Origin of the sequence: Vibrio aquaticus (genome assembly GCF_003970385.1) — a bacterium.
GTDB classification, from domain to species: Bacteria; Pseudomonadota; Gammaproteobacteria; order Enterobacterales; family Vibrionaceae; genus Vibrio; species Vibrio aquaticus.
Genome location: NZ_RXZH01000002.1, coordinates 627,096 through 640,638 on the forward strand (window position 1 = coordinate 627,096; position 13,543 = coordinate 640,638).

A 13,543-nucleotide genomic window follows, 5' to 3' on the forward strand; every position below is an offset into this window, starting at 1 on the left:
CTCTTTACCTAAGACTTTTCTTTCGGTTTGTATTTCTACTGACTCAACTCAATCTTCCCAGGTGTTCCTTTACGCAGTTCATTGATCACTTCACCTGGCATTTGAACATTCGCAAACCAAAACGGTTTGTGTTTCTCAACAAACACATCGCTGCGTTCTAGGCTCTCGTAGATTGCGTAAGCTTGAGCTTGTGCCAATGCAACACCGGCTTGGCTACGTTCTAGGATTGGAATATCATCGACATCTTCTTGTAACGCGTTCTTTAAATGAATGGTATTTGGTGACCATTCCAACTCATTGATTAAGTTCTGTAATAATGGTTTTTCGAGTTTAGTAATCAGCTTTGGAATAATACTTAAATTAGGTGTGATATCTGCACAGGCGTAATACTCATCTCGCATGTTGTCTTCCCGATACATACGCATTTTCTCAACCAACGCATCTTCATAGCATTGAGTGAAATGGTTGACGACCGCAAAGTGGCTAAGCGTTCGAAGTACGCCTAGGATCATGCCTTGTTCAGGGTTTCTAAGTCCAGCTTGTTCCATTCTAATACGGGTAACATTCGCGGTAAGAATGAGATGTTGCCACAGTTTAGGGGCGATATTTTTAGTGGGTTTGTCTTGCCATTTTAACAATGGACGCGCCATTAGGATCGGAAACAGCACGCACGAGTTATCTACGCCGAGTGTTCCTATTGCAACCTTAGGGTCTTGCAATGTGCGGGTCGACTTCCCTATCCTAGCGCAGAATTTCGGGTTGCTCGTTAAACCAAGAACTTCAGCCTTGAGCTGTGAATCATTGGTCGTGAGCACCGCGAGCTTTGAGAAATTAAGCGATGGAGAATAAGCGACACTAATAAAGTAGCTAAAATCGGGAAAACGATTGAAGATCTTTTTGATAGGACTTGTTAACAGCTTGTCTGCAATGAGCTTTTCGGCGTGCTTAGAGACGTCATTCACGACAAACTTATGTATCTTCTGTCTTTCTTCTAACGCCTGTCTACGCTCTTTGACTCGAGAGGTTTCGCATGCAAGTAGCAGACGTTGATTGTCGGTAATCCGCTCTTTCTCTTCGAGAATGACTGACTCACAAAACTCGCTCTGCCGGCTTAAGACACCGTCAACATTAGACTGGTCTAATACATACTTAAGGCTTACGAGCCACTTAGCGTGCCTTTCCCTAGTCAATACGGAGATCTTTTTAGCAAGCGTAATCGCTTCTTGATTGTAGTTTTTATTGGTAGTCAGCAAACTTGGCACAATCCAATCGATAGTTAACGTGCCGGCACTATAGTATGACGTACTCTAATTTTCAATATGCAGTCGAATGTACTTCTCAGTGACGGTGTATTTATGGGCTCGCCCTTTATGTACGAGCTTCTTACTGGCTTTGCATACTTTATGATCACCAATGCCAGACACGCGTTTTACAACCGCCTTCGTGTTTGAGTAATCGAGCTCAATGAAAAGATCACAGTACCCTTCTAATTTTTTGTCGGATATCTGTTTTTGAATCGATGACTTCAATTTGCGTGCTAAAGGGTTGTGTTCAGAATCATCGGCATAAGTGGGCATACTGATCAGCATAGCCCATAAAAATAAGTTATGTTTCATTTATTCTACCTCTGCAGGCAGGTTAACAAACTTGAGTAAATGGGCTCTAGAGCAATGATTGAGTGATAGAGAGACTTAAAGTAATGATGTAAATGATATGGTTATCAGCGAGATTTTTTCTGACCTTTAGATCGAAAACCTTGGAACGGAAAAACATTGCGGATGCGCTGTTGTACGGACTTCGAAATCTCTTTCGACATCACAAGTTTTGTACCACTGCGTTGCTGATAGACTTTCAACTCACCCGAAAATGGCGTTCGATGTGCTATTTCCAATACGTTATGACGAAAGCTTGGTGGGAAGTGGCCTTTTTCGCTGACGATTTTACCATCGACAAACTTCACTTTGAGGATTGGTCTGTCAATAGCGACGAGCCAAAACACCACAACTGTTGCAACTAGAATGACGTACAGCATGTTTCTTTCCTTAATCGAGTAACTTGCTCAAATCTTCTTTCAAGCTGTTTACGGCTTTGCTTGCTTTTTCACTGCGTGACGCTTCTGACAGCAAGTATTCGATCGCGTCAGACAACGTGCAGCCTAGTTCGTTAGCACGATAAGACAACTTTTCCCAAACACGATAATCAAGGTCGATAGACTTCTTCTTGGTATGGATCTGCTCAGCATTAAAATGGCGCTTGCGCTTAGCACGAATAGCTTGCTTCAGCTTGTTCTCTAATTCTGGTGCCATGTGAGAGTCAATCCAATCAAGCACTTGGGTTGGATCATGCTCTAAGGCGCGTAAGTCTGAAACCGCAGCGTCAGCTTCACTTGTATCGATGTGGCGAGTGATAACCTCTCCCGCTTTCCATTTGTTTACTAGGTAAGTCCATTTCCAACCACATTCTAGATTTTCAAGCTGCTGATATTTCATTCCGAGGCCATTAAGATAACGTTGTAGTGACAGCGTAACTGTAACAGGTGTCAGTTACAATCCTTATTGTATTCGAAAATCGATCAAGATCATTAGATAAAATTATCTATATATACTAGCTCACTTTTTTTATATACTTTGCGTCCGATTTAAGTACATGATCACATTCAATGAATCAAGAAAGCTGGCACGCTGTTACCCCGCAATATTCTCGCTATGACGCTCAAATCCAACGTTTCTCTGAGTTGGATGTAGTCAATTTTTTCGATATTCAGCCTCGCCTGAAGCAATCATTAGAAACATTCTGTCGATTATCTGGGTTTAGCCGCTTATTGGTGATTAATTCTATCGATAATTCATTTTATCGAAACCTCATTACAGATCAGCTTAAAACGCTGGATTCATCAAAGCCTAGCTTGACGACTGAATCTCTCAACGTTTCTACGCTGCTCGGCTCATACACATGCAATGAGAAAGGTGACATTGTAACACAATCTTCAGGGCTACTTGAGAAAGCAAATGGCGGCTTCCTTGTTATACCGGTCACGCTGCTGTTGGCTAATCCAGCGAGCTGGCAAGTATTAAAGTCGGTGCTACTTGGAGAATCTGTCAGTCCAATTAATGCAAATCCCCAAAGAATCGCTTTGAGCGAACCTACTCACCGATTCGATATTAAGGTCGTATTGGTTGGTGACAGACATCAGATTGCCGATCTCGAGTATCTTGAACCAGAGCTCTACAGTGGACTTGCCCTATTTAGCGAAATCGAGACTGAGTTTGCTCTAAGTAAACAGACGATCGAACAATACCTTGGCTTTGTTGCGTGGGTTATCGAAAAGTATCGCCTTCCGGAACTAACATTTGGCGCTATTCACCGCTTAATGAATGCCGGTGCTCGTTATACCGAAGATCAGCATTATATGCCTATCGAGATCCTTTGGTACATTGCCTTATTTGAGGAAGCACGTCTAACCTCTTCGGGCCAATTCTTATCAGAAATCGATCTTGACCAAGCGCTTGAGAATCGATATTTCCGTGAAGCTTACTTACCTGAACGTGCATTAGCGGATATTACTGATGGTCAGGTTATCATTGAAACTCAGGGTGAATGCGTTGGCCAAGTGAATGGGTTAACTGTTATTGATGTGCCTGGGCATCCAATGTCATACGGCGAACCCGCACGTATTTCTTGTGTGATTCACTTCGGTGACGGCGATATCTCAGATGTTGAGCGTAAAGCCGAACTCGGCGGCAACTTACACGCAAAAGGTATGATGATCATGCAAGCTTTTGTCAGTAGTGCCCTTCAACTTGATGAGCCATTACCTTACTCGGCTTCGGTTGTGTTCGAGCAGTCTTACAGTGAAGTTGACGGAGACAGTGCAACACTTGCCGAGCTTTGTTCATTCGTCAGTGCCCTATCTGAATACCCTATTAATCAGCAAATCGCAGTAACCGGTGCGGTTGATCAGTTTGGCCGAGTCCAAGCGGTTGGCGGTCTTAATGAGAAAATTGAAGGCTTCTATCACGTCTGTAAACATCAGGGTTTTACTGGTGAGCAAGGTGTGATTTTGCCAAAAACAAATCTCAAGCACTTAGCACTGAATAAAGATGTTGTTGAAAGCATCAAGAAGAATGAATTTCATATTTGGTCGGTCTCTACCGTTGATGAAGCGGTACCGATCATTATGGGCAAGCCGTTTAGAGGTGAAGACGACGAAAGCGTTATCAGTAAAATAGCGCAACGTATTGAAAACTTTGAACGACACGAACATCCACCAGGAATTATTGAACGAATCAGAAACTGGTTCGTTTGAGTGAGATTCCTCTCAAAAAAAGACTGATCGGAGTTGTTTAGCGTACACGTGTTCACTAACATGGCCCTATCAAAATTTGGAGTAATTGATAATGCAAAACAAACGTGATTCTTATAACCGTGAAGACCTACTAGCATCAAGCCAAGGTGAGCTTTTTGGCGAGGGTTACCCTCAACTGCCTGCACCAAATATGCTGATGATGGATCGCATTACTAAGATGTCAGAAACTGAAGGTGATTACGGTAAAGGTCTTATCCTAGCTGAGCTAGATATTACTCCTGATCTTTGGTTCTTTGACTGCCACTTCCCTGGTGACCCAGTAATGCCAGGCTGTCTTGGCCTTGATGCAATGTGGCAGCTAGTTGGCTTCTACCTTGGTTGGGTTGGTGGCAAAGGTAAAGGCCGCGCGCTAGGTGTAGGTGAAGTTAAGTTCACAGGTCAGATTTTACCAACGGCTAAAAAAGTGACTTACGAAATCCACATGAAACGTGTTGTAAACCGTAAATTGGTAATGGGTCTTGCAGACGGTCGTGTTCTTGTCGATGGCAAAGAGATCTACGTAGCAAAAGATCTTAAAGTAGGTCTGTTCCAAGACACTTCTGCATTCTAAGAAGTTTCTAAGATTTTTAAAAAGCGACTAACTATAGTCGCTTTTTTATTATCTGATTGACTAGTTATAGTGCACTTAATGTGCATTTTAAAGCCCCTTTCGGGGCTAGTTCCTTTTAAAGTATGTGGATTGAGAGTTATTTGTAGAGACCAGAGTGTTTATCTTCCCTGGCATCGCGCCAACCACCAAGCCAATAAGATCGAGCATCCATCTGCTGGTATGGACATGCCTCCATTGAGCGACCATTCAGGCCTGCTTTGTAACCTTGAGATTGAGCTCTTTCTAAGCGGTCACGCTTTTGTCTCTTCATAGTGTCGTCCTCATACATAAAATGTTTCTTAACGTACTACTTTATCTACCACCAGCACTATCTATCAACAGCGCAGTATGCGATAGATATGAAGCTTTCATTGCTTCTAGATTAAGATTCGATCAAAAAGCGGCTTTATTCAAGATAAAAAAAAGGCACAGATTCAAAATTGTGAACCTGTGCCCTTGTTCGAAATTTAGTCTACTTTCTACGGAACCCTAATAGACCAAGCAATGTCAGAGCAAAGAAACCTAGTGTGCCACCCTGGCGTTCAACTTTAGCGGTTTCCACAGGGCGAGTTTCAATATTTGATGCCGTAGCCCCATTTATTGGTACAAGCTTAACGGCAACCAATGATGAAGAACCACTGCATGATGCATCAATAGCTTCACTGTTGTAACCATTAGGACAATAGTAAGCCGTTGCAGCAATCACACCAGCGTCGTTAATATCTGCAGCTTCTATAATGCGGTACAGATTGTTATTTGTAGAAGCATTTGAGCCGTATGTAAGATCATCTAAATAACGTGCAGAACCGCCAATTGGTGCAGAGTCAGTTACAGTTCCCAAGTTGGCAATAAAGCCGCGTTGAGCTCGAGGTTTACCATCTGTTTCTTTGTGAGTTTCGAAGTCAATTGTTCCAACAACATCGTTATTGTTATTGATGTTACCAGCTTTGCCGTTCGCACCATTAAAGAAGATGCTACCACTAAACGCTTTGTATGTCGGTGAATCAAGATTGTTTACATAGAATAACGTATTGGCATAAGCACCGTTTAGGACTTCGTTTAGCTTTGCCTCACCGATTGCAATCTTATTATCATTGACTGCTTTTAACGTTTGGTTAGCATATTCAGAAGAACCATAAGGGAAGCTTTGTACAAGACTCCCGTTGGACCAAGTTGAGCCGCTATCTGTAGATTTAAACACAGCTGCTTTTAAGCGAACATCTGAGTCTGAGGTGTAGCCTACTGCATACAGGGTCGTGTTGACTGAAGGATCAAGGATAATGTCTTGTATGCTTCCCTGAGCTCGGCTATCGCCACTCGCAGATTTGTTACCTTGCCAGTTCAACTCAGTTGAAATACCTGTAACCCATATTGTCGGCTTCGATGTGTATATAAGAGTATTGCTAGTATCAACATTGTTGCGAGTAATACTACCAGTAGTAAAAATAGTATTAGTACCACCGGCTGCAAGCGTCTTGCTCGTTGAGTAATGCGAAGATAAGAAATCGCCACCACTTGGTGTATCACTGGTTGTATCAATGAAGCCAAGGTTTCTATTAGTACCACCATTTCGAGCATTACCAACCGGATCACCAGCTCCATTGATAGCATTTACGACAGTATTTTCACTGAATGAAAGCTGTACACCATCTAGGTAAGCGATTGAACCCGCGTAGTTACCACTCTGCTCTTTTTGGTAGCCATTGGTATACTGAGCTGTTGCCCAGTTTTCACATAAAGTGTCGGTATAGCCTAAGTAACGATAACAGTAACTACGGAAGCCATCATAGTTGTCATCAAGATACTGCCAACCGAATGGCAAGAAAAACGGCGCTTCGTCGCGGTAGCTAAAACCTTCTCGGTAACGCTTTACTTCCACAGCCATTTTAGAAGTAGCGTCAGAACATGACGAACCCCAGCAGCTAGTACTTTCATCGGTAACCGCTACACCGTAACTTTGGATACTAGAGCTTGTGCCTTCTGGGTCTTCTAAATACACATTATATAGCGCTGCATTCACGGCGAAAGAAGCAGCGACCGTGGCCGCTACTGCTGAAATCTTAAAAATTTTACTACTCATTAGATATTAACTTTCCTGTTGCATTGCTTCTAGCTCTTCCCAGCGTTCGAAAGCAATTTCAAGTTCCTGCTCAGTCGCAGCCAACTTATCTAAAATAGGTTGTGTTTGATCAACGGGCTTTGAAAAGAAATCACCGCTGTTCACTTGCTCTTGCAAACTCTCTAGTTCTACTTCTAGATCTTCAAGTTTCTGAGGTAGCTCTTCTAGTTCTCGCTGCAGTTTATAAGATAACTTCTTCGGCTTGTTCTTAACGACTGCAGTTTTGGGAGTCTCCTCAACCTGTTTCTCACTTTTCGCCGGTTTTTCACTCAAACGCGCTTTGTGAGTTTGGCTGCGTTGTTGCTGGGCATCGTGATAACCACCAACAAACTCTTCAATGACACCCTCGCCTTCGAAAATCCAACTTGTCGTAACGGTGTTATCAACAAACTGACGATCGTGGCTCACTAAAAGTAACGTACCCTGGTAGTTGGCAAGTAAATCTTCTAAAAGTTCCAAAGTTTCGATGTCGAGATCGTTAGTTGGTTCATCGAGCACCAATAAGTTATTCGACTTAAGGAAAATACGCGCAAGTAATAAGCGGTTCTTTTCACCACCAGACAGAGCTTTAACTGGAGTACGTGCACGTTTTGGCGCGAATAAGAAATCTTGTAGGTAACTGAGCGCATGACGCTGACGACCGCCAACCATCACTTCTTGTTTACCATCCGCAAGGTTATCGATTACCGACTTCTCTGGATCAAGAATTTCTCGGTATTGGTCAAAGTACGCGACTTCTAGCTTAGTGCCGCAGTGGAGTTTGCCTGACTGTGGTTCTAGATCGTTAAGCAGTAGTTTAAGTAAGGTACTCTTACCACAACCATTTGGACCAATTAATGCAATGCGATCGCCGCGCATGATATTGAAAGAGAAGTCTTTAACGATTGATTTACCCTCAATCGAATAACTCACATTCTTAGCTTCAAAGACGATTTTGCCTGAGCGCGAAGCATCATCAATTTGAATGTTTGCTTTGCCTACGACCTCACGGCGATCACTACGCTCTTCTCGAAGTTTTTTCAATGCACGGACGCGGCCTTCATTGCGTGTACGGCGAGCTTTAATGCCCTGACGAATCCACACTTCTTCTTGAGCGAGTTTTTTGTCAAATTCTGCGTTTTGCATTTCTTCAACGCGCAATGCTTCTTCTTTTTCGATTAAGTAGTTTTCGTAATTACCCGGATATGAAGCAAGCTTACCGCGGTCCAGGTCAACAATTCGAGTCGCCATCGATTTAATGAATGCACGGTCGTGAGAGATGAAGATAATAGAACCGCGAAAATCTTTTAAGAAGTTCTCTAGCCACTCAATCGTCGTTACATCTAGGTGGTTGGTAGGCTCGTCCAATAGTAAGACATCTGGATCTCGAACCAATGCTCGTGCGAGGGCTGCCTTACGTTGCCAACCGCCAGATAAATCCGTTAATTTGGTATGACCATCTAGGTTTAGTGCCGCAAGGACATTTTGAATGCGATCTTCAAAACGCCATGCTCCATTGTGTTCTAGCTCTTCTTGTATACGCGCGAGTTTATTGATGTTTTTCTCGGATGCGTCAACCGCAATCAGATCGAGCTGATCTTGATAGATCTTAAGCTTCTCACCAATTTCTGCTAATCCACCAGCCACATAATCAAACACGGTCCCTTCTTCATTACGTGGGGGATCTTGTTCCAAACGCGACACAACGACGTCTTGCGTCACCGTGAGTTTGCCATCATCAAGCAAAACTTCACCCGCCAAGATTTTCATCAGTGTTGATTTGCCAGCGCCGTTACGCCCGACTAGACAGACACGCTCATTTTCTTGAAGTGCAAAATCAGATTGATCAAGGAGAGGATGATCGCCGTAAGCCAGCAATCCATTATTGATTGTGAGTAATGCCATTATTGTCTAACCAAGCTTGTAATTGTTCCAAATCAAACGGCCAGTTCAGCTCATTCCCTTGATAATTTAATACCGGAATTGTGACACCGTAACGAGAAAAGAGGTCATCATCAAATGCAATGTCGACAACCTCTACTTGATTGGAAATATTGAGTGTTTGAGTAAGTTCGAATGCCATCTCACATAGATGGCACCCTTCTGTGCTGTATAGTGTGATCACGATGCGTTACGAATCCTTGTGTGTCAGTACCCAGCAGTTATGAATGTGTTTGTTGCGACCAAAATCTAACGGCAACGTCTGACTTGAAATGTTCTTAGCTTCTAAACCAAGTTCATTTAATGCATCAAGATCCATCTTAAAGTGACGTTTGTTGTTTGAGAATACGATGGTACCTTCTGAACGAAGCAGACGTTTTAGGTTCTTCATTAACTGAATGTGGTCACGCTGTACATCAAAGCTCTGCTCCATACGTTTAGAGTTTGAGAATGTTGGCGGGTCAATAAAGATAAGATCAAACTGCGCAGTCGAGCTTTCTAGCCATTGCAGACAATCCGCTTGCTCAAAACGATGCTGACGGCCAACTTGACCATTAAGCTGCATATTCTCTTTCGCCCACTCAAGGTAGGTGTTTGACATATCAACCGTCGTTGTTGATTTAGCACCACCACAAGCGGCGTGAACCGTTGCAGAACCGGTGTACGCAAACAAGTTCAAGAAATCCTTGCCTGCTGCCATTTCACCCAATTTACGACGAGTGATTTTATGGTCGAGGAATAAACCTGTATCTAGGTAATCATGTAAGTTAACAATCAGTTTTACGCCATACTCATTAACTTGGAGTTTTTCAGACTCTTGAGACAGTTTTTGATATTGCGAGCGACCCTTTTGCTTCTCACGGACCTTCAGTACCACTTTGTTTGCGTCGGTACCGGTTACTTGAATGGCTGCGCGAATAATGTCGGTTAAGCGGCGTTTTGCTGTCTCTTCTGGGATATTCTTTGGAGCTGCGTATTCCTGAATGACAAGCTGATCAAGGTAAACATCAATCGCAACGTTATATTCAGGCAAATCAGCGTCGTAGATACGGTAACAATCTAACTGCTCTTTACGTGCCCACTTGCCGATTTTGCCAATATTCTTCTTCAGGCGGTTTGAGAAGTCTGGCGCGATTACAGTTTGAGTTACGCTGTCACCCTTACTTTCTGCCTGACGAGCACTGATGGAGTAGTTTTTTTGGTGACACGGTAACGCACCATTGTTCAACTTAAACTGTTTATCCGCTCTCATACGTAAGCAGCTTAGCAGTTCATCAGAACTAGAGAAGATAGATGCTTGGCAACCACCAAACTCAGACTTTAGTTGTGCGCCGAAAGCCGTGTAAAGTGCAATAAGACCAGGGTGTGTGCCAAGACGCTCACCATAAGGTGGGTTAGAGACGATAACACCTTCGTCAAAGCCTTCTGGACAAGTGATTTGTGCTGCGTCACCGACTTTAAACTCAATTAAAGACTCGACGCCAGCGCGGCGCGCGTTATCTTTTGCTGTTTGGATAACGCGACTGTCATTGTCGACACCAAAGAATTTAGTGTCAATTTTATTGACGCCTCGGCGAGCTTGAACTGTAGCTTCAGATTTGATCTCTGCCCATAGTTCAGGTTCAAAATCTTCTAGAGATTCAAAGCCCCACTTCTCTCGTTTTACGCCCGGTGCCATATTCGCAGCCATCATCGCCGCTTCAATCAGCAACGTACCTGAACCACACATTGGATCGAGAAGAGGCTTATCTGCACTCCAACCCGAACGCAAGATAATCGCTGCAGCAAGTGTTTCACGCAGTGGTGCTCTACCTGAAGCAGGACGGTAGCCACGTTGGTGTAAACCGCCACCAACCATATCGACGCCTAGAATTGCTTTGTCACGGTGTAAACGTACGTGAATGCGAAGATCTGCTTGATCTTTACTGATCGATGGTCGAGGTAGATTCTTTTTCTCGAAGCAATCCACTACCGCATCTTTAACTTTCATCGCACCGTATTGGCTGTTTCTGATTTCACGGTTGGTACCATTGAAATCCACAACGAACTTCTTAGAACTGTGGAAATTGTTTACCCAGTTAACAGAAGATGTAGCCAAATATAAGTCCATATCATCGTTACAAGTGAACTCTGAAAGTACACGGACAAAACGTGATGCTAAGCGGCTCCATAAACAACAGCGATAAATCTGTTCATTGGAAGCTTTAAAGCGAACCCCTGCTTGTACAGGTTTAGCATTCTCGATGCCAAGCTTTGTTAGCTCCTCAACCAAAAGGTTTTCAAGGCCGTTGGATGTAACCGCAAGATATTGATGCATAGTGATCTTTTAATTCTGTTGTAAATGACCCCTCATTATACCTGACATCTCTCTTTATCGTTAGCCGAATAGTCATATTCCCTCTGATTCTCAGCCAAATGGATGCTTTCTCATCGATTAACCCGCTCGTTATTCAGTTACAGACTCACAGTTAACGCATTGCTTGATTCAACGTTTTTCTTATCCCCAATGCGAAGTGAATACTTATTCCCCTTCAAATTGGTCTATACCAGAATGGTATATTGATGTAATTTTGTTTCAGAACTTGAGGTAAAGGGGAATTTATTGGATAAGCGACTGTACTAGATTGGCTATTTGGGGATGAAACGGGCGGTACAATTGATTAAAACTTATACCAATATCACAATTGAGACTGGTGAAACATGGCGCGTCTCTTCTCAACTGCTTGGATAATAGACAAAAAAAAGCCAGCTAAACGCTGGCGGGAAATGAAACAAAGGAACGATAAATAGTTGAACTAGCTCACCATCGCGATAGGTTGTGCCGCAAATTGATGATTGATGACTGTTAGGCGGTCATGCATGACTTTAATCGCTTGACCAAACTGGAGGTATTTTGACCCATTGAGACCAAACTCTTCTAAGCCGACAGAAGCGCATAGACTGGCGCTCTCTCCTACTTCGAGGACAATAAAGTGACCTTCATTTGTTGAATTAGATAGACGAACTAGATCGCCTTCTTCCGGCGGATAGCTGCCATCTGAAACCGAGTCAAAAAACCAACTCTTTGGCTGAACCGGCTTATGGAAACGTTTAGCTGCGACACAGTAAAGTGCCAGTTCCGCCTGGCGTGGCTCGCTCAATCCCAAATAGGAAATTTGTTCTTTGTAGACTTGATATGCTGAAGCGTCATCGACAGAAAATTCGTTGATACCAATTGCACAGTCGACAATCAGTTTACGTGAAAGGTTTGTCTTGAATATCATCTCATTACCCAGATCGAGCATCAGGTGCCCTTCTGAGTCATCATAATACCAAGTCCATTTGTCACTAGGTTTAAGCATCGTTCCATCTCTGGGTTAGTTTTAACATTATTAGGTAAAACGCTTAATTACCTTCCAGCTAATGGTGAAATTCTATAATCTGTTGGGCGAAAAAAAAGAGGAAATGAATATCCATTTCCTCTTAGTCATCGACAGATTTTTTGTCACTGTTTACGCGTGACATTGTCACTACGTTTTAAGTAACATTAATATGTTAGATGTTTTTAACGATGTCTTTTACAAGTGCTGGGCCGTGGTAAATGAAACCAGAGTAAACTTGGACCAGTTCTGCACCTGCCATCATCTTTTCTTTTGCTGCCACGTAAGAATCAATGCCACCTACCCCAATAATCGGTAGCTGACCTCTTAGTTCTTCGTGAAGGCGACGAACCACTTCTGTACTGCGCGACTGAACAGGACGACCACTTAGGCCACCTGCTTCGTTGCCATGCTTCATACCTTCCACAATAGTGCGATCTAATGTGGTATTGGTTGCGATAACACCGTCAATCTTATTCTTAATCAGTGATTCACAAATTTGAGTAATTTCGTCATTACTAAGATCAGGTGCGATCTTAAGTGCAAGTGGTACGTACTTACCGAATTTTTCAGCAAGATCCGCTTGCTTTGTCTTAAGTTCAGAAAGCAACTCATCCAGAGCTTCACCATACTGAAGTGAGCGAAGTCCTGGTGTATTTGGAGAAGAGATGTTCACTGCAATGTAGCCTGCATGCTCATACACTTTTTCCATACAGATCAGGTAATCTTCAGCACCCTTTTCAATTGGCGTATCTTTGTTTTTACCAATGTTGATGCCAAGTACGCAGCTGTACTTCGCTTTCTTGACGTTCTCAACTAAGTGATCAACGCCTAGGTTATTAAAGCCCATTCGGTTAATGATGCCTTCTGCTTCAACCAAACGGAAAAGGCGTGGTTTATCGTTGCCTGCTTGTGGGCGCGGAGTGACCGTACCAACTTCAACGAAGCCAAAACCCATTGCGTCAAATGCTTCAATACACTCGCCGTTTTTATCTAAGCCAGCTGCTAAGCCGACAGGGTTACGGAATGATAAACCCATGCACTCTACTGGACGGTGCGGTAGCTGTTGGCGGTAAAGGAGATCAAGTGGTGTTCCAGTGAAACGCTTGAAGTTTTGAATTGCTAGATCATGTGCCTTTTCGGCATCAAGTTGGAAAAAGCCAGTTCTGGCTAGACGGTAAAGCATTGTG

Annotated in this window: 13 protein-coding genes; 2 read left to right on the plus strand and 11 right to left on the minus strand. The window is 43.2% G+C overall.

Annotated elements, in window-relative coordinates:
* Positions 1-35: 35 nt before the first annotated feature.
* From EJ063_RS08795 to matP, 4 genes are all read right to left on the minus strand, one after another.
* On the minus strand, positions 36-1,253 hold the full coding sequence (locus EJ063_RS08795) for an HDOD domain-containing protein (protein ID WP_208640368.1): 1,218 nt from the start codon (positions 1,251-1,253) through the stop codon (positions 36-38).
* Positions 1,254-1,307: 54 nt separating this feature from the next.
* Positions 1,308-1,616, minus strand: coding sequence for a hypothetical protein (locus tag EJ063_RS08800; RefSeq protein WP_126573897.1), 309 nt, complete (start codon positions 1,614-1,616; stop codon positions 1,308-1,310).
* A 104-nt stretch (positions 1,617-1,720) separates the two neighbouring features.
* On the minus strand, positions 1,721-2,032 hold the full coding sequence (locus tag EJ063_RS08805) for a DUF3634 family protein (RefSeq protein WP_126573898.1): 312 nt from the start codon (positions 2,030-2,032) through the stop codon (positions 1,721-1,723).
* A 10-nt stretch (positions 2,033-2,042) separates the two neighbouring features.
* Positions 2,043-2,489, minus strand: coding sequence for a macrodomain Ter protein MatP (gene matP / locus EJ063_RS08810; RefSeq protein WP_126573899.1), 447 nt, complete (start codon positions 2,487-2,489; stop codon positions 2,043-2,045).
* A 170-nt stretch (positions 2,490-2,659) separates the two neighbouring features.
* On the opposite strand from matP, the gene EJ063_RS08815 reads away from it, so the two are divergent.
* Positions 2,660-4,306, plus strand: coding sequence for an AAA family ATPase (locus EJ063_RS08815; protein ID WP_126573900.1), 1,647 nt, complete (start codon positions 2,660-2,662; stop codon positions 4,304-4,306).
* A gap of 91 nt (positions 4,307-4,397) precedes the next feature.
* Entirely contained in the window at positions 4,398-4,916 is a 519-nt protein-coding gene (gene fabA, locus EJ063_RS08820; RefSeq protein WP_126573901.1) for a bifunctional 3-hydroxydecanoyl-ACP dehydratase/trans-2-decenoyl-ACP isomerase, read from the plus strand.
* Positions 4,917-5,052: 136 nt separating this feature from the next.
* Here fabA and rmf read toward each other — a convergent pair whose 3' ends face one another.
* The 7 genes from rmf to pyrD form a co-directional block, all read right to left on the minus strand.
* The gene (gene rmf, locus EJ063_RS08825) at positions 5,053-5,226 is read right to left on the minus strand and encodes a ribosome modulation factor (RefSeq protein WP_004414030.1); all 174 of its coding nucleotides are present in this window, start codon (positions 5,224-5,226) and stop codon (positions 5,053-5,055) included.
* Positions 5,227-5,427: 201 nt separating this feature from the next.
* Positions 5,428-7,035: a DUF3466 family protein gene (locus tag EJ063_RS08830; protein WP_126573902.1), complete on the minus strand. Its 1,608-nt coding sequence runs from the start codon at positions 7,033-7,035 to the stop codon at positions 5,428-5,430.
* Positions 7,036-7,041: 6 nt separating this feature from the next.
* Positions 7,042-8,958, minus strand: a complete 1,917-nt coding sequence (locus EJ063_RS08835) for an ABC transporter ATP-binding protein (RefSeq protein ID WP_126573903.1) — start codon at positions 8,956-8,958, stop codon at positions 7,042-7,044.
* Entirely contained in the window at positions 8,936-9,178 is a 243-nt protein-coding gene (locus tag EJ063_RS08840; RefSeq protein ID WP_126573904.1) for a glutaredoxin family protein, read from the minus strand. Before EJ063_RS08840 ends, EJ063_RS08835 begins: the two co-directional genes overlap by 23 nt.
* Before the next feature lie 6 nt (positions 9,179-9,184).
* The gene (gene rlmKL, locus EJ063_RS08845) at positions 9,185-11,311 is read right to left on the minus strand and encodes a bifunctional 23S rRNA (guanine(2069)-N(7))-methyltransferase RlmK/23S rRNA (guanine(2445)-N(2))-methyltransferase RlmL (protein ID WP_126573905.1); all 2,127 of its coding nucleotides are present in this window, start codon (positions 11,309-11,311) and stop codon (positions 9,185-9,187) included.
* 478 nt (positions 11,312-11,789) lie between these two features.
* Positions 11,790-12,335: a cell division protein ZapC gene (locus EJ063_RS08850; RefSeq protein ID WP_126573906.1), complete on the minus strand. Its 546-nt coding sequence runs from the start codon at positions 12,333-12,335 to the stop codon at positions 11,790-11,792.
* Positions 12,336-12,528: 193 nt separating this feature from the next.
* Positions 12,529-13,539: a quinone-dependent dihydroorotate dehydrogenase gene (gene pyrD, locus EJ063_RS08855; RefSeq protein WP_126573907.1), complete on the minus strand. Its 1,011-nt coding sequence runs from the start codon at positions 13,537-13,539 to the stop codon at positions 12,529-12,531.
* Positions 13,540-13,543: the final 4 nt, after the last annotated feature.

What these genes read in the sequence shown, in the direction of transcription:
- EJ063_RS08800 (WP_126573897.1), bottom strand. Translation starts at nt 1,616, where the DNA reads ATGAAACATAACTTATTTTTATGGGCTATGCTGATCAGTATGCCCACT.
- EJ063_RS08805 (WP_126573898.1), bottom strand. Translation starts at nt 2,032, where the DNA reads ATGCTGTACGTCATTCTAGTTGCAACAGTTGTGGTGTTTTGGCTCGTC.
- matP (WP_126573899.1), bottom strand. Translation starts at nt 2,489, where the DNA reads ATGAAATATCAGCAGCTTGAAAATCTAGAATGTGGTTGGAAATGGACT.
- EJ063_RS08815 (WP_126573900.1), top strand. Translation starts at nt 2,660, where the DNA reads ATGAATCAAGAAAGCTGGCACGCTGTTACCCCGCAATATTCTCGCTAT.
- fabA (WP_126573901.1), top strand. Translation starts at nt 4,398, where the DNA reads ATGCAAAACAAACGTGATTCTTATAACCGTGAAGACCTACTAGCATCA.
- rmf (WP_004414030.1), bottom strand. Translation starts at nt 5,226, where the DNA reads ATGAAGAGACAAAAGCGTGACCGCTTAGAAAGAGCTCAATCTCAAGGT.
- EJ063_RS08830 (WP_126573902.1), bottom strand. Translation starts at nt 7,035, where the DNA reads ATGAGTAGTAAAATTTTTAAGATTTCAGCAGTAGCGGCCACGGTCGCT.
- EJ063_RS08835 (WP_126573903.1), bottom strand. Translation starts at nt 8,958, where the DNA reads ATGGCATTACTCACAATCAATAATGGATTGCTGGCTTACGGCGATCAT.
- rlmKL (WP_126573905.1), bottom strand. Translation starts at nt 11,311, where the DNA reads ATGCATCAATATCTTGCGGTTACATCCAACGGCCTTGAAAACCTTTTG.
- EJ063_RS08850 (WP_126573906.1), bottom strand. Translation starts at nt 12,335, where the DNA reads ATGCTTAAACCTAGTGACAAATGGACTTGGTATTATGATGACTCAGAA.
- pyrD (WP_126573907.1), bottom strand. Translation starts at nt 13,539, where the DNA reads ATGCTTTACCGTCTAGCCAGAACTGGCTTTTTCCAACTTGATGCCGAA.